10 protein-coding genes are annotated in these 16,054 nt (G+C 70.0%); 8 read left to right on the forward strand and 2 right to left on the reverse strand.

The features are described from left to right. Nucleotides 1–98: 98 nt before the first annotated feature. The 7 genes from ybgC to AC07RV_RS31720 all read left to right on the forward strand — a co-directional run bounded on the left by ybgC (nt 99) and on the right by AC07RV_RS31720 (nt 11,110). A complete protein-coding gene (gene ybgC / locus AC07RV_RS31690; RefSeq protein WP_057594488.1) occupies nt 99–548 on the forward strand; it encodes a tol-pal system-associated acyl-CoA thioesterase in 450 nt (149 codons plus the stop codon). Continuing rightward, a complete protein-coding gene (gene tolQ, locus AC07RV_RS31695; RefSeq protein WP_093344331.1) occupies nt 545–1,264 on the forward strand; it encodes a protein TolQ in 720 nt (239 codons plus the stop codon). Before ybgC ends, tolQ begins: the two co-directional genes overlap by 4 nt. 16 nt (nt 1,265–1,280) lie before the next feature. Then, nucleotides 1,281–1,721, forward strand: coding sequence for an ExbD/TolR family protein (locus AC07RV_RS31700; protein ID WP_093344332.1), 441 nt, complete (start codon nt 1,281–1,283; stop codon nt 1,719–1,721). Between the two features lie 22 nt (nt 1,722–1,743). Beyond that, on the forward strand, nt 1,744–2,700 hold the full coding sequence (gene tolA, locus AC07RV_RS31705; RefSeq protein WP_093344334.1) for a cell envelope integrity protein TolA: 957 nt from the start codon (nt 1,744–1,746) through the stop codon (nt 2,698–2,700). Nucleotides 2,701–2,854: 154 nt separating this feature from the next. Continuing rightward, nucleotides 2,855–4,585: a peptidoglycan D,D-transpeptidase FtsI family protein gene (locus tag AC07RV_RS31710; RefSeq protein ID WP_296785258.1), complete on the forward strand. Its 1,731-nt coding sequence runs from the start codon at nt 2,855–2,857 to the stop codon at nt 4,583–4,585. 67 nt (nt 4,586–4,652) lie between these two features. Next, on the forward strand, nt 4,653–5,906 hold the full coding sequence (locus AC07RV_RS31715) for a M48 family metalloprotease (RefSeq protein WP_296785256.1): 1,254 nt from the start codon (nt 4,653–4,655) through the stop codon (nt 5,904–5,906). Beyond that, nucleotides 5,903–11,110 (forward strand): DUF4011 domain-containing protein, encoded by a 5,208-nt coding sequence (locus AC07RV_RS31720; protein ID WP_296785253.1) that lies wholly within the window; start codon nt 5,903–5,905, stop codon nt 11,108–11,110. Before AC07RV_RS31715 ends, AC07RV_RS31720 begins: the two co-directional genes overlap by 4 nt. Here the strand turns inward: AC07RV_RS31720 and AC07RV_RS31725 are convergent. Together AC07RV_RS31725 and dnaE are read right to left on the reverse strand one after the other, a co-directional pair. Beyond that, a complete protein-coding gene (locus tag AC07RV_RS31725) occupies nt 11,085–11,480 on the reverse strand; it encodes a YgiW/YdeI family stress tolerance OB fold protein (RefSeq protein ID WP_093344340.1) in 396 nt (131 codons plus the stop codon). The genes AC07RV_RS31720 and AC07RV_RS31725 overlap by 26 nt on opposite strands. Nucleotides 11,481–11,604: 124 nt before the next feature. Beyond that, nucleotides 11,605–15,123, reverse strand: coding sequence for a DNA polymerase III subunit alpha (dnaE, locus tag AC07RV_RS31730; protein ID WP_296785249.1), 3,519 nt, complete (start codon nt 15,121–15,123; stop codon nt 11,605–11,607). A 129-nt stretch (nt 15,124–15,252) separates the two neighbouring features. Between dnaE and AC07RV_RS31735 the strand changes: the two genes are divergently transcribed. After that, the gene (locus tag AC07RV_RS31735; protein WP_296785247.1) at nt 15,253–16,047 is read left to right on the forward strand and encodes a sulfurtransferase; all 795 of its coding nucleotides are present in this window, start codon (nt 15,253–15,255) and stop codon (nt 16,045–16,047) included. Nucleotides 16,048–16,054: the final 7 nt, after the last annotated feature.

Raw genomic sequence — 16,054 nt, forward strand, 5'->3', positions numbered from 1 at the left:
CTTTTCTTTGGTTACTTTCTTTTGGCGAAGCAAAAGAAAGTGACTCGCCCGCCGGGGCGAGACCCGGCCAACAGCCTAAAAAAAGAACACCAAAAGCAATGACCTACGAGTTCCCCCTACGCGTCTACTGGGAAGACACCGACGCCGGCGGCATCGTCTTCTACGCCAACTACCTCAAGTTCATGGAACGCGGCCGCACCGAATGGCTCCGCTCCCTGGGCGTCGAGCAGCACAAGCTGCGCAACGAAACAGGCGGCCAGTTCGTCGTCAGCGAGACCCAGATCAAATACCACCGCCCCGCCCGCCTCGACGACCAGCTCATCGTCACCGCCGACCTGCGCCAGATGGGCTCCGCCTCACTGATAATCGCGCAGACCGTGCTGCTGAAGCCGGAGCAGGCGGGCGCCACCCCCACCCTGCTGTGCGAAGGCACGATCCGCATCGGCTGGGTCGACGCCGCCAGCCTGCGCCCGGCACGGATTCCGGCGCAGGTTTCGGGAACCCTCGAACGCTATCGCGGCTCCATGACTCAACCCTTCAAGCCATGAATCAAGATCTCTCCATCATCAATCTCCTGCTCCATGCCAGTTTCATGGTGCAAGCGGTCGTGCTCCTCCTGGTGATCGTCTCGATCGCGAGCTGGGCCGCGATCATCCGCAAGTACTTCGCGCTCAAGCGCATGCGCGCGCTCAACGACGACTTCGAGCGCGAGTTCTGGTCGGGCACCAGCCTCAACGAGCTGTTCGCCTCGGCGGCGCAGAACGCCAAGTTCGCCGGCCCCATGGAACGCATCTTCGCCTCGGGCATGCGCGAGTACCAGAAGCTGCGCGAACGCCATGTGAGCGACGCGCCCACGCTGCTCGACGGCGCGCGCCGCGCGATGCGCGCGAGCTTCCAGCGCGAGCTCGACGCGGCCGAACAGAACCTGTCCTTCCTCGCCACCGTCGGCTCGGTCTCTCCCTACGTCGGCCTGTTCGGCACGGTCTGGGGGATCATGCATGCCTTCACCGGCCTGGCCGCTCTGACCCAGGTCACGCTCGCCACCGTGGCGCCCGGCATCGCCGAAGCGCTGGTGGCCACCGCCATCGGCCTGTTCGCCGCCATCCCGGCCGTGGTGGGCTACAACCGCTTCGCGCGCGAGATCGACAAGATCGCGATCGCCCTGGAGACCTACATCGAGGAGTTCTCGAACATCCTCCAGCGCAACCTGTCCTCCAACCCGTCCGCGGCGGCCCCGGCGGGCCCCTCGGCCACCAACCGCTGAACCGGAGCGCGCACGCATGCCCGCCGTTTCGTCCCGCGGCCGCGGTCGCCGCACGATCAACGAGATCAACATGGTCCCGTTCATCGACGTGATGCTGGTGCTGCTGATCATCTTCATGGTCACCGCGCCGCTGATCACGCCGAGCGTGATCAACCTGCCCACGGTCGACCGCGCCAACAAGCAGCCCGACAAGCCGATCGAGATCGTCATCAAGAGCGACGACGAGGTCCAGGTCAAGAAGGATCCCTCCCAGGGCACCGGCGGCGCCTCGGTGCCGATGACGCAGATCGGCAGCATCGCCAAGGCCGCGCAGAACGGCGACGACCAGCGCCCGGTGGTCATCAGCGCCGACAAGTCGGTCAAGTACGAGACCGTGGTGAAGGCCATGAACCAGCTCAAGCGCGCCGGCATCGAGCGCGTGGGCCTGTCGGTCCAGACCACCAACGCCAAGCCGTAGCGCCAGCCGGACCCCGAAACGCATGTCACTTGCCCTCGATCGCCCCGAGTTCGCGCCGCCGCCGCAGCGCGGCACGCCGCGCGCCGTGGTGCTCGCCCTGATCGCGCACGCGCTGCTGATCGCCGCGCTGACCTGGGGCGTGCGCTGGAAGAGCGAAGGCGACGACGACGCGGTGGAAGCCGAGCTGTGGTCGCCCACGCAGCAGGTCGCCGCGCCGCGCATCGCCAACCCGCCGCCGGCCCCAGAGCCCACGCCCGCACCGCCGCCTCCCCCGCCCCCGCCGCCTCCTCCGCAGGCCGTGCGGCCCGATCCCACGCCGGCGCCCAAGGCGCCCGACATCGCGCTCGAGCGCGAGAAAAAACTGCGCGAGGAAAAGGAACAGCGCGAGCGCGAACAGGAACAGCAGCGCCAGCAGGAAAAGAAACGCCAGGAAGCCCAGGCCAAGAAGGAAAAGGACCAGCTCGAGGCCAAGAAGCGCGAGGAAGACCGCCAGAAGGAACTGCAGCAGCAGAAGCAGGCCGAGCAGCAGAAGCTCGCGGAACAGAAGAAGCGCGACGACGCCAAGAAGCTCGAGCAGCAGAAGGCGCAGCTCGACAAGGACCGCCAGGACAACCTGCGCCGCCTGATGGGCCAGGCCGGCTCCACGGCCGAGCAGACCACCGGTCCGCGCTCGGGCAAGGGCGCGGGCAGCGGCGGTCCGTCGGCCGGCTACTTCGGCCGCGTGGCCGCGCTGATCAAGCGCAACGTGGTGTTCGATCCGAACTCGATCAGCGACAACCCCGCGGCCGAGATCCAGATCCAGACCTCGCCCGACGGCACCATCGTCGGTACGCCGCGCCTCGTGAAGTCCAGCGGCAATGCCGCCTGGGACGACGCCGCCCTGCGCGCGGTGCAGAAGACCGAGGTGATGCCGCGCGACGTCGACGGCCGCGTGCCCTCGCCGTTCCCGATCATCAGCGTGCGGCCGAAATCGCAGTGATGCACTGAAGAAGCGAGCGGCGCGGTGCTTCGGCCCCGCGCCGCCGCAGTCTTAGCGCCGAATGAGCGCGCGCGCCGGCCCGGAACTCGCGGCCTCCGGGCCCCTCTACCGCCCACAACAACACGGCGGGGAAGAGCGCTCCCTCAGAAGAACGATGAAGCCCAACGGACACATCCGGTATGGCAGCAGCCCCCTGCTCGCGAGCAGGACACCGGTCTGGCGCAGCAAGCTCATCGTCGCCGCCGTGGCCTTCGGCTTCCTGCTGCTGGCGGTGCGCGCGGCCTACGTGCAGGTCTTCGACAACGACTTCTTCCAGCACCAGGGCGAGGTGCGCTACCTGCGCACGCTCGAGCTGCCGGCCAACCGCGGCCGCATCCTCGACCGCAACGGGCTGATCCTGGCCTCCGACATTCCCGCGCCCAGCATCTGGGCCATTCCCGAGGACATCGAGCGCGACGACCCCGCGGTGCAGGCCCGGCTGCACGAGGCGGCGCGGTTGCTCGGCATGCCGCAGAAGGACTTCGACAAGAAGCTCGAGGACGAGGACAAGAGCTTCGTCTGGATCCGGCGCCAGGTCGACGAGTCGATCGCCAAGCAGGTGGCCGCGCTCGGCATCAAGGGCCTCTACCTGCGCCGCGACTACCGCCGCCAGTACCCCGAGGGCGAGGCCGCGGCCCACCTGGCCGGCTTCACCAACGTCGAGGACATCGGCCAGGAAGGCGTGGAACTGGCCTTCGACAAGGACCTGGCCGGCAAGGCCGGCTCGCGCCATGTGCTCAAGGACCGGCTCGGCCACATCGTCGAGGACACCGAGGACCAGGTGCCGCCGACCGACGGGCGCGACATCCAGCTGAGCATCGACGACCGCGTCCAATCGCTGGCCTACGAGAAGATCCGCGACGCCGTGGTCGCGAACAAGGCCCGCGCCGGCAGCGTGGTGGTGGTCGACGCGCGCACCGGCGAGCTGCTGGCGATGGCCAACTACCCGAGCTACAACCCCAACGACCGGCGCAACCTCAGCGGCGAGCAATTGCGCAACCGCGCCATGACCGACGTCTTCGAGCCCGGCTCGACGATGAAGCCGATCACCATCGCGACCGCGCTGCAGCTCGGCCGCGTCACGCCCAAGACCATCATCGACACCAACCCCGGCCGCATCACCGTCTCGGGCGCCACCATCCACGACGACGAGAACTTCGGCGTGCTCACGGTCGAGGGCGTGATCCAGAAGTCGAGCAACGTCGGCGCGACCAAGATCTCGCAGCGCATGTCGGCGCAGGAGATGTGGAACTCGCTGACCGCGGTCGGCCTGGGCCAGAAGCCGCAGACCGTGTTTCCGGGCGCGGTGACCGGGCGGCTGCGGCCGTGGAAGTCGTGGCGGCCGATCGAGCAGGCCACCATGTCCTATGGCTACGGCCTGTCGGCCTCGCTGTTCCAGATCGCCCATGCCTACACCGCCTTCGCGCACGACGGCGAGGTGATCCCGGTCAGCCTGCTGAAGAACGACGGCACGCCGCCCACGGGCGTGCAGGTGTTCTCGCCGCTGGTGGCCAGCGAGGTGCGCCAGATGATGCACCTGGCGGCCGCGCCCGGCGGCACCGCGCCGCTGGCCCAGACCATGGGCTATTCGGTCGGCGGCAAGACCGGCACCGCGCACAAGCAGGTCGGCAAGGGCTATGCCTCCGACAAGTACCGCGCCTGGTACACCGGCATGTCGCCGATCGACAAACCGCGCATCATCGTCGCGGTGATGGTCGACGAGCCCGGCGCCGGCAAGTACTTCGGCGGGCTGGTGGCCGCGCCCGTGTTCAGCCAGGTGGTGCAGGAGACCTTGCGCATCATGAACGTGCTGCCCGACCTCGCGGTCGCACCAATGGCGCACTGACGAAGGACGGCGCCGCCACAGTGCTCGTTTAGGATCGTCGGCAACTCTTGTTACCGGCGATCCCGACATGGTCGACTCCTCTCCCGGCGCCCCCTCCCCCACGCTTTCTCCCGTCGGCCTGGCCGATCTGGCGCCGCTGCCCTACCAGCAGGCGCTGGCCGCCCACCTGCAGGCGAACGAACCCGAGGCCTGGCGCTGGGCCGCCTCGGCCGAGGCGCGCGAGGAGCATGCGGCCGCCGTGCGCGCCGAGCTGCTGCGCCAGTCGTACCGGCTCGACGCCGACGCCCATCCCGAGCTGCATGCGCACAGCGCGCTGGTCGCGCAGCGGCTCGGCGTCACCGTGCCGATCACGCTCTACCAGGGCCAGGACGGCGCGATGAACGCCGCCATCCACATGCTGCCGGGCGAGGCCCACATCGTGCTCTCGGGCCCGCTGCTCGAGCGGCTGCAGGGGCCCGAGCTGCAGGCCGTGCTCGGCCACGAACTGGCCCACCACCTGCTGTGGACGCGCGACGACGGCCGCCACCTGGTGGTCGACCGGCTGCTGCAGGCGACCGCGGCCGATCCGCGCGCCGACGCGAGCCATCTGCAGACCGCGCGGCGCCACAGCCTCTACACCGAGGCCTTCGCCGACCGCGGCGCCTGCGTGGGCTGCGGCGCGCTCGAGCCCGCGGTGAGCGCGCTGGTCAAGGTGCAGACCGGCCTCGCGCAGGTCCATGCCGCGAGCTACCTGCGCCAGGCCGACGAGATCAGCGCCGGGCCCGACGCGGCCACGCGCGGTACCAGCCATCCCGAGGTCTTCGTGCGCGCCCGCGCGCTGCGGCTGTGGAGCGAGCGCGATCCGCAGGCCGATGCCTGGCTGGCCGGCGCGCTCGAAGGCCCGCTCGACCTCGCCACGCTCGACGTGCTGGGCCAGGAGCGCGTGGGCGGCCTGACCCGCGCCGTGGTCGCGCGGCTGCTGCGCGAGCCCTTCATGCAGTCCGATCCATTGCTCGCGCATGCGCGGCGCTTCTTCCCGGGCTTCGTGCCCTCCCTGCCGCAGGCCGTCGAGCCGCCGCCGCCCGATCCGCTGCCCGCCGGGCTGCACGACTACATGGCCAGCGTGCTGGTCGATTTCGTCGCGGCCGATCCCGAGCTCGACGATGCCGCGCTGGCCGCGGCGCTCGCGCTGGCCGAGCCGCTGGGCTGCGCCGCGCCCCTCGAGCAGCGGCTCGCGCAGGACCTCAAGCTGGCCAGGCGCACGCTCGCGCGCGTCAAGCGCGACGCCGCCACCGTGCTCGACAAGGCCCGGGCCCAGCACGCACGGAGCGCCACGGCATGACGGGCATCGCACCACTGTTGCAGTTGCTCGACACCGCCGATGCCCACGGCGGCCTGCAGACCGACGACGTGCTGGCCCTCGCGCTGCCGCTGCTGCGCGAGGTCTCGGCGCTGCACGAGCAGGGCCGGGTCGCCGCGCTGGGCCATGCGATGGCCTACCGCGTGAACGAGCTGCCCGCGCTGGAACTGGCCCAGCCCGCGGGCGCCGAGCCGAAGCGCAACCCGCAGGCGATCGCGCCGCTCGAGCGCCCGGTGGCCTCGGTGCTGCGCGTGGTGGGCGAGGAACGCGTCACCGTCGAGGGCGGCATCGGCGTCGCGCGCGAGAACCTCGAGGTGCTGCCCGAGGCCACGCCCGACACCGTACCGCAGCGCCCGGCCTACCTGCCGGGCTACGGCGCCTGGGAGCAGCGCTTCGCGCACCACGACGCGCTCAGCGACATGCTGTGCCTGGGCCAGGTGCTCGCCAGCCTGGCCTGCGGGCTCGACTTCACGCAGGGCGAGGAGCTCGCGCGCTTCGCCGAGCACCGCGGCAACCTGTTCGAGATCAACCGCCGGCTGCACCCGGTGCTGGCCGCGGTGATCGTCGAGATGACGGCGCTCGACCGCCACGAGCGCGCGCGCGATCTGCCCTCGGTGATCCGCCGCCTCGAGACCTACCGCGACCAGCCGCTGGACCTGGGCCTGGAGCGCCTCGCGAACCCGAAGGACGGCGCGGGCCAGCGCCGCCAGGCGATCCAGTTGCACCTGCGCGACCGGCTGTTCGACCTCTCGCGGCGCAACCGGCTGCTGTACTTCAAGCCCACGCAGGCGCACGTCAACCTCACGGTGGCCAGCGTGCCGCTGGTGGTCGACCTGCAGAGCATCCGCGTCGACCAGCTCTGCGTGTGGGACGGCCGCTTCGCCGCCGAGGTCGCGAGCGGCGACCCGGTGCCGCTCGCGCGCTGGCTGCGCTTCGAGGACCAGCCCTACCTGCCCGGTGCGCTCGACCGCATCCTGCAGGAGGCGCGGCGCGACCGCGCCGAGTACGGCCTGTCGCAGCTCTCGCTGGTGATCGCCTTCCTGCGCTGGCACAACCTCAAGGAGGATGCGGACGAGCGCATCGTCTCGCCACTGCTGATGCTGCCGGTGGACCTCTCGCGCAAGAAGGGCGTGCGCGACCAGTACCTGCTCGAGGCCGCGGGCCCCGAGGCCCAGGTCAACCCGACGCTGCGGCATCACCTGCGCCAGCTCTACGGCATCGTGCTGCCCGAGAGCATCGACCTGCGCGAGACCTCGATCGAGCAGTTCCATGCCGAGCTGGCCGCGCAGATCGCGCGCACCGAGCCCGGCGTGCAGTTGCGGCTGCTGCGGCAGCCCGAGATCGCGCTGATCCACCAGCGCGCGCGCCAGCGGCTCGAGCAGTTCAAGCGGCGCGTGCGCGAACGCGCGCCCTCGGCCGTGCCCATCGCGGCCACCGACTACAGCTATGCGCAGGACGATTTCCGCCCGCGCGGACTGCAGCTCTTTCATGCCCGCGTGCAACGCGTGCCGCTGCCGCTGGCCGGCGCGGTGGGCGCGCGCCCGACGCCCCGCGCACCACAGATGGCGCCCGCCGAGGCCGAGCGCCAGACCTTCGCGCTGCGCGAGAACGCCGGCAATCCCTACCAGTGGGACGTGGACCTCACGGCCGTGACGCTCGGCAACTTCAACCATCGCAAGATGTCGCTGGTGCGCGACTACAGCGGGCTGGTCGAATCGGACATGGCGAGCGAGGCCTTCGACCGCGTGTTCTCGCTGCAGCCGCGCCAGGTCGACACCGAGACGCCCGCCGTGCTGCCGCTGGCCGAGCAATGGCCGGTGGTGCAGGCCGACGCGACCCAGACCGCTGCCGTGGCGCTGGCGCGCACCGGGGCCAGCTACATCATCCAGGGGCCGCCGGGCACCGGCAAGTCGCAGACCATCACCAACCTGATCGCCGACTACGTGGGGCGCGGCCGCCGCGTGCTCTTCGTCTGTGAGAAGCGCGCCGCGATCGACGTGGTGTTCCACCGCCTGCGCCAGCAGGGGCTGGACGAGCTGTGCTGCATGATCCACGACTCGCAGGGCGACAAGAAGGCCTTCGTGCAGAACCTGCGCCAGACCTACGAGCAGTGGCTCGAGGCGCCCTCCACGCTCGAGGCCGAGGGCGCCGAACGCACGCGGCTGCTCGATGCGATGGACCTCGACCTGCGCGCGCTCGAGCGCTTCGATGCCGCGATGCGCGAGGTGCCCGCGCACCTGGCCGTCACGCTGCGCGAGCTGGTGGCGCGGCTGGTCGCGCTCAAAACCGCCGATCCGCAGCTCACGCCGCTGCAGGCCGAGGCCCTGCCCGACTACGCGGCCTGGCGCCGCCATGCCGAGCTGGCCGCTCGGCTGCACCTGGCCGTCACCGAGAGCCTGGGCGCGCCCACGCTCGCGCAGCATCCGTTCGCGCTGCTCGCGCCCGCACTGCTGCGCCAGCCCAAGCCACTGGCCGCGCTGGTCGAAGGCTCGGAACGCGCCGCGGCGCAAAGCGGGGCCTGCCGCGATGCGCTGGTCGAGGCCTGGCCGCCGCTGGCCGAAGCCGGCGTGACATGGCGCGACGCGCTCGCGCTGGTGGCCGACGCGCGCCGCGTCGCGACGCTGGCCGCGCGCGGGCAGCTCGCGCTGCTCGATGCCGCCCATCCCGCGAGCCAGGCGCTGAATGCCGCGCTGGCCGAACGCCGCGGCCTGCAGCAGGCGCTCGACGAGAAGCTGCAGCGCACCACGCATTGGCGCGACAAGCTATCGCCGGCCGACACCGAGGCCGGCCTCGCGCAGGCCCGCGCGCAGCAGCACTCGCTGCTGCGCTTCCTCCAGCCCTCGTGGTGGCGGCTGTCGGGCGAACTCAAGCGCCGCTACGACTTCGCCGCGCATGCGGTGCGGCCGAAGCCCGCGCAACTGCTCGAGGAACTGCTGGCCGAGCACACCGCCCGCGCCGCGCTGCAAAAGCAGGCCGCGCAGCTCGAGGCCGACTACGGCTGCACCGACCCCGAGGCCTACGCGCAGCAGATGCAGGCGCTGCGCGGCCTCGACGACGCCGGCAGCCTGCGCGTGGCCTTCCAGGCCCATCTGCGCAGCGCGCCCGGCGCGAGCCGCGACGTCGAACGCCTGGTCACCGCGGGCTCACGCTGCGACGCGCTCGATGCGCTGTGGCGCGACCTGGTCCACGACCCGGCGAGCCTGCCGCTGGCCACGCTCGAAGACCTCGCGCGCACGCTGCACGACCAGGCCGATGCGCTGCCCGCGGTGCTCGCGCCGCTGCAGGAACTCGCCGATGCCGACCCGGCCGTGGCCGCCGCGCTGCGCGGCCTGCCGCTCGCGCCCGAGGCGATCGAGTTCGCGGTCGCGCGCGAGGGCCTCGAGCGCGTCTACCGCACCGAGCGCTGGCTGCCGCGCTTCGATGCGGCCACGCTCGCGCGCCATGCGCAGCGCCTGGGCGATGCCGAGCGCCAGTTGCTCGGCCGCAATGCGCGCACGCTGGCCGCCGCCGTGCGCCAGCGCTTTCGCGACCATGTGCAGAAGAGCGCCCTGCCCGCGAGCCAGCTCGATGCCGAGGGCAAGGTCTTCAAGAAGAGCTACAACGCCGGGCGCCGCGAGCTCGAGCACGAGTTCGGCAAGACCATGCGCTACAAGGCGATCCGCGAGCTCGCGAGCGGCGAGACCGGCCAGGTGGTGCGCGACATGAAGCCGATCTGGCTCATGAGCCCGCTGTCGGTGTCCGACACGCTGCCGCTCGCGGCCGACCTGTTCGACGTCGTGATCTTCGACGAGGCGAGCCAGATCCCGGTCGAGGAAGCGGTGCCCGCGCTCTACCGCGCGCCGCAGATCATCGTGGTGGGCGACGAGATGCAGCTGCCGCCGACCAGCTTCTTCTCGTCGGGCCGCGATGCCGAGGACCAGACCGTGTCGGTCGAGGACGAGGACAACGAGGGCGACCGCATCGCGGTGGTGCTCGATGCCGACAGCCTGCTGAACCAGGGCGCGCGCAACCTGCCGGCCACCCTGCTGGCCTGGCACTACCGCAGCCGCTACGAGTCGCTGATCGGCTTCTCGAACGCGGCCTTCTACGCGGGCAACCTCTACACCATCCCCGACCGCAGCCTGCCGAGCGAGGAGCGCGCCGAGATCCTGGTGCAGTCGACCGCCGCCTCGGCCGGGTCGGTGGCCGCGCAGGCCGATGCACTGCTCTCGCGCGCCATCAGCTTCCACCGCGTGACCGACGCGGTCTACGACAGCCGCCGCAACACCGGCGAGGCGCGCCACATCGCGCAGCTGGTGCGCGAGCTGCTGCGCCGCGGCACCGGGCGCAGCCTCGGCATCGTGGCATTCTCGGAGGCGCAGCAGGGCGAGATCGAGGCCGAGCTCGACAGCCTCGCCGCGGCCGACGCCGAGTTCGCGGCACGGCTCGAGGCCGAGTACGTGCGCGAGGAGGACGACCAGTTCTGCGGCCTGTTCATCAAGAACCTCGAGAACGTGCAGGGCGACGAGCGCGACATCATCCTGCTGAGCATCTGCTACGGCCCGAATGCCGAGGGTCGCATGCTGATGAACTTCGGGCCGATCAACCAGCGCGGCGGCGAGAAACGGCTCAACGTGATCTTCAGCCGCGCACGCCACCACATGGCGGTGGTCTCGACGATCCGCCACGAGGCGATCACCAACGACCACAACGAGGGTGCCGCGGCGCTGAAGAATTTCCTGCGCTATGCCGAATGCCTGTCGCGCGGCGACGATGCCACCGCCACGCACGTGCTCGAGGGCATGAACCCGCTGACGCGCGGCGCGGTGCGAGCGGGCCACGTACCGGCCGACGCGGTGAGCGTGCAGCTCGCGGCCGCGCTGCGCGCGCGCGGCCATGCGGTGGACGAGCAGGTGGGCCAGTCGCGCTTTCGCTGCGACCTGGCGATCCGTGCCGCTGGCACGGGTTCAGATGCGGGGGACAGCCACTACGCGCTCGGCATCCTCGTGGACACGGCGGCCCACTACGAGAACCGCAACGTGCTCGAGCGCTATGTCTCGCGCCCGCGGATCCTCGATGCCTTCGGCTGGGGGGTGCGGCAGGTGCTCGCGAAGGACTGGCTGCACGCACCGGAGGCGGTGCTCGACGGGATCGAGCACGCGCTGGTCGAGAAGGGCGCGCTCAGCGCACCACGACCAGCTGCTTGACGTCGAGCTCGACCTTGTTGCCCACGAGGTCCTTGTCGAACTCGCCGGTGATCTCGACGCGCACCTTGTCGTCGATCCTCACGCCGGGCGGGAAGTACTTGGCGTCGATCTCGACCTTCATGCGGCCGGTGTCGTCGGCGAAGGTGTAGTGCTCGCCGCCGTCGTGCGAGACGATGAAGCCGCGCAGGGTGGCGTGCTGGTCGTCCTTGCCGGTGTCGAGCAATTGCTTGACGGTCATGGCGGGCACCGAGCTCGGGCCGGCGTACTGGGCCAGGCTGCTCAGGGGCAGTGCCAGCGCCAGGGCGGCTGTGGCCAGGAAGGCCTGCTTGATGGATGCGTTGCGGGTGCCGGTGGCGGTCTTGTATGGCATGGCGAATGTTCCTCCTCGAACTTGCCGGTTGAAAACGCGCAGGCGCGAAGCCTGCCCCGGTAAGAAGGCCCAGACCGCGAGGAGTTCCCGCTATCGCTTTTCGCCGTCCCTGCGCGCCGCGCGGTTATTCGTAGATGACCGCGGCCTTGCCCGCCTCGGCCTGCGCGGTCCAGCTCGCGAGCGCCGCATCGGTCGGGAAGAACTTCGCGCGCTCGCCGAGTTGCAGCTCGACCTGCGCGCCGCCGCGCGCCATCGACAGGCGCACCGGCAGGCCCTGCACCAGCTCGCCATGCTCGCTCTGCTCGGTGCGCGCCGGGAAGTCCTTGAGCAGGCGCGCGATGTCGGGCGCCTTGCCGTTGACCGCCACGCGCAGGAACTTGCCGAAGCGGCAGCGCGCGCTGGCCAGGTCCCAGACCTGCTGCACCTGGAAGCGCGCCTCGAAGCCGCCGCGCGCGGGCTGCAGCCGGCCCGAGACGATCACCAGTTCGTCGTCCTTGAGCGTGTTGCGGTTGGCGTTCATCAGCGCCTCGTCGGCGGTGGCGTCGATCGAGTCGGACTTGTCGTCGAGCTTGAAGATCGCGAGCCGGCCGCGCTGGCCGTTGATGACGCGGAAGTCGCTCACGATGCCCGCGATCACCTGCTGGTCGCGGCTGTCGAGCAGGTCGGTGATCTCGCGCTTGCAGAAGCGCCGCACCTCGTGCGAGACCTCGTCGAACAGGTGGCCCGAGAGGTAGAAGCCGACCGCCGTCTTCTCGAAGGTCAGCCGTTCCTTCACGCCCCAGGGCGTGGCGTCGACCAGCTCGGGCTCGGCCGTGGCCGAGCCGTGCTCGCTGTCGCCGAAGATGTCGACCTGCGCGGCATTGGCCGCGGTCGCGTTGGCGAATTCGAAGGCGCGGTCGACCGAGGCGATCAGCGAGGCGCGGTTCTGCTGGATGGCATCGAAGGCGCCGGCCTTGATCAGCGCCTCGACCGTGCGCTTGTTGATGCGCTGGCGGTCGATGCGCACGCAGAAGTCGTACAGGCTCTTGAACGGACCGCCCTCCTCCCGCGCGCGCACCACGGCCTCGACCGCGAGCTGGCCCGTGCCCTTGACGGCGCCCAACCCGTAGCGGATGACCTTGTCGGTGACCGGCTCGAAGCGGTAGTTGCCGCGGTTCACGTCCGGCGGCTCGAAGGTGAGGCCGAAGTTCTTCTGCGCGTCCTCGAACAGCACCTTGAGCTTGTCGGTGTCGTCCATTTCCACCGTCATGTTGGCGCAGAAGAATTCGGCCGTGTAGTGGACCTTGAGCCAGCCCGTGTGATAGGCCAGCAGCGAGTAGGCGGCGGCGTGCGACTTGTTGAAGCCGTAGCCCGCGAACTTCTCCATCAGGTCGAAGATCTCGTCGGCCTTGTCCTGCGCGATGCCGTGCGTGCTCAGGGCACCCGCGCGGAATTTCTCGCGGTGCTCGGCCATCTCCTCGAGCTTCTTCTTGCCCATCGCGCGGCGCAGCAGGTCGGCGCCGCCGAGCGAGTAGCCGCCCAGGATCTGCGCGGTCTGCATCACCTGCTCCTGGTAGACCATGATCCCGTAGGTCTCCGAGAGCATCTGGGCCACGGCCGGGTGCGGATACTCCACGTCCTCGCGGCCGTGCTTGCGCGCCACGAAGCTGGGGATCAGGTCCATCGGGCCCGGGCGGTACAGCGCGTTGAGCGCGATCAGGTCCTCGAGCCGGGTCGGCCGCGCGTCCTTCAACATGCCCTGCATGCCGCGCGATTCGAACTGGAACACGGCCTCGGTCTTGCCCTCGGAGAACAGCCGGTAGGTCGGCGCGTCGTTGAGCGGGATGTTCTCGTAGGCGAAGTTCTCGCGGCCCTTGTGCCGCTTCATGATGAACTCGCGCGCGATCTCGAGGATCGTCAGCGTGGCCAGGCCCAGAAAGTCGAACTTCACGAGGCCGATGGCCTCCACGTCGTCCTTGTCGTACTGGCTCACGGCCGAGTCGCTGCCGGGCTGCTGGTAGAGCGGGCAGAAGTCGGTGAGCTTGCCGGGCGCGATCAGCACGCCGCCGGCGTGCATGCCGATGTTGCGGGTCATGCCTTCGAGCTTCTGCGCCAGCTCGACCACGGTCTTGACCTCTTCCTCCTTCTCGAGCCGCTCCGCGAGCTGCGGCTCCATCTCGAGCGCGTAGTTGTTCTTGTCGCCCTCGATCTTCTGCGCCGGCGGGTACTGCAGCGTGACCGACATGCCGGGCTTGTTCGGGATCAGCTTGCTGATGCCGTCGCAGAACATGTAGCTCATGTCGAGCACCCGGCCCACGTCGCGGATGGCCGCGCGCGCGGCCATGGTGCCGAAGGTGGCGATCTGGCTCACGGCATTGCGGCCGTACTTGTCCTTCACGTAGTCGATCACGCGGTCGCGGTTGCCCTGGCAGAAGTCGATGTCGAAGTCGGGCATCGAGACGCGCTCGGGATTCAGGAAGCGTTCGAACAGCAGGTTGTATTCGAGCGGATCGAGGTCGGTGATCTTCAGCGCGTAGGCCACCAGCGAGCCCGCGCCCGAGCCCCGGCCCGGGCCGACCGGGCAGCCGTTCTGTTTGGCCCAGTTGATGAAGTCGCCCACGATCAGGAAGTAGCCCGGGAACCCCATCTTCAGGATGGTGTTGATCTCGAACTCGAGCCGCTCGACATAGCGCGGCCGCTGCGCATCGCGCTTGGCCGCGTCGGGGAACAGGTGCTCGAGGCGTTTCTCGAGCCCCTCGAACGATTCCTGGCGGAAGAACTCGTCGATCGGCATGCGCACGCCTTCGCTCACGAAGGGCGTGGGGAAATCGGGCAGCTGCGGCTTGCCGAGCACCAGCGTCAGGCTGCAGCGCTTGGCGATCTCGACCGAGTTGGCCAGCGCGCTCGGGATGTCGGCGAACAGCGCCTGCATCTCGGCGCTCGACTTGAAGTACTGCTCGGGCGTGAAGCGGCGCACGCGCCGCGGGTTGCCGAGGATCTCGCCCTCGGAGATGCACACGCGCGCCTCGTGCGCCTCGTAGTCCTCGCGCGTGGCGAACTGCACCGGGTGCGTGGCCACCACCGGCAGCCCCAGCCGCGCGGCCAGTTGCACCGCGGCCAGCACGTGCGGCTCGTCCTCGGGACGGCCGGCGCGCTGCAGCTCGATGTAGAAGCGGTGCGGGAAGATGCCCGCGAGGCGCAGCGCGAGCTCGGCCGCGCGTTCGCCCTGCCCCGCGGCCAGCGGCGCGCCGAGCGGGCCGGCCTGCGCGCCCGACAGCGCGATCAGCCCGCCCTGCAGTTCCTCCACCCATTCGAGCTTGCAGGCCGCCTGGGCCTGGCCGCGGCCGACGTTCTGCGTCCAGGCGCGTGCCAGCAGCTCCGAGAGGTTGAGGTAGCCCTGCTTGTTCTGCACCAGCAGCACGATGCGCGTGAGCGTCGCGGCATCCTTGCCCATGCCCTCGAGGAAGATCTCGGCGCCGATCACGGGCTTGACGCCCTTGCCGCGTGCTTCCTTGTAGAACTTGATCCCGCCGAACAGGTTGTTGAGATCGGTGATGGCCATCGCGGGCTGCTTGTCGGCAGCGGCGGCCTTGACGACTTCGTCGATGCGGTTGGTGCCGTCGACGACGGAGAACTCGGTGTGCAGGCGCAGGTGAACGAACATCCGTCCATTGTAGGAAGGCGGGCCTCCACGATGTGAGTTGGCGCGGCCCCTATTGACACCCGGGCCGCCAGTGGTTCGGGAGTGCCCGAGTCAGGAACGGGTCAACCTGCGGCGCCTAGAATTCCCGCCGTGCAAGAGACCCAAGAGATATTGAACATCGCGGCCTACAAGTTCGTGGCCATCGACGACGGCCCGGTGCTGCGCGAACGCCTGCTGGAACGCAGCCGCGCGCTCGGGCTGATGGGCACGATCCTGATCGCGCCCGAGGGTATCAACATGTTTCTGGCCGGCGAGCCCGGCGCGATGGCGGACTTCCTGGCCGGCGTGCGCGCCGATGCGCGCTTCGCCGACCTCGAGACCAAGGACAGCTGGTCGGCCGCCCAGCCGTTCCGGCGCATGCTCGTGAAGCTCAAGCGCGAGATCATCCGCATGGACCATCCCGCGATCCAGCCCGCGGCCGGCCGCGCGCCGGGCGTGGACGCACCCACGCTCAAGCGCTGGCTCGACCAGGGCCACGACGACGCGGGCCGCGCGATCGCGCTGCTCGACACGCGCAATGCCTTCGAGGTCGACCACGGCAGCTTCGAGGGCGCGATCGACTGGCGCATCGAGAAGTTCACCGAGTTCCCGCCCGCGCTGCGCGAGCACCGCGCCGAGTTCGCGGGCAAGACGGTGGTGAGCTTCTGCACCGGCGGCATCCGCTGCGAGAAGGCCGCGATCCTGATGCGCGAGGAAGGCGTCGACAACGTGCTGCAGCTCGAGGGCGGCATCCTCAAGTACTTCGAACTGGTGGGCGGCGCCCACTACCAGGGCGACTGCTTCGTGTTCGACGGCCGCGAGGCGCTCGCGCCCGACCTCAGCGCCCGCGCGGCCAAGGCCAGCGCGCGCGCCGCCGAAGACCCCGACCTCCACAAGAAACGATAGGCCGACC

Source organism: Variovorax sp. GW821-FHT09B01 (genome assembly GCF_059418345.1).

Bases quoted from the DNA above. Each gene is read 5' to 3' on its own strand.
- ybgC (WP_057594488.1), top strand. From the start codon at position 99: ATGACCTACGAGTTCCCCCTACGCGTCTACTGGGAAGACACCGACGCC.
- tolQ (WP_093344331.1), top strand. From the start codon at position 545: ATGAATCAAGATCTCTCCATCATCAATCTCCTGCTCCATGCCAGTTTC.
- AC07RV_RS31700 (WP_093344332.1), top strand. From the start codon at position 1,281: ATGCCCGCCGTTTCGTCCCGCGGCCGCGGTCGCCGCACGATCAACGAG.
- tolA (WP_093344334.1), top strand. From the start codon at position 1,744: ATGTCACTTGCCCTCGATCGCCCCGAGTTCGCGCCGCCGCCGCAGCGC.
- AC07RV_RS31710 (WP_296785258.1), top strand. From the start codon at position 2,855: ATGAAGCCCAACGGACACATCCGGTATGGCAGCAGCCCCCTGCTCGCG.
- AC07RV_RS31715 (WP_296785256.1), top strand. From the start codon at position 4,653: ATGGTCGACTCCTCTCCCGGCGCCCCCTCCCCCACGCTTTCTCCCGTC.
- AC07RV_RS31720 (WP_296785253.1), top strand. From the start codon at position 5,903: ATGACGGGCATCGCACCACTGTTGCAGTTGCTCGACACCGCCGATGCC.
- AC07RV_RS31725 (WP_093344340.1), bottom strand. From the start codon at position 11,480: ATGCCATACAAGACCGCCACCGGCACCCGCAACGCATCCATCAAGCAG.
- dnaE (WP_296785249.1), bottom strand. From the start codon at position 15,123: ATGTTCGTTCACCTGCGCCTGCACACCGAGTTCTCCGTCGTCGACGGC.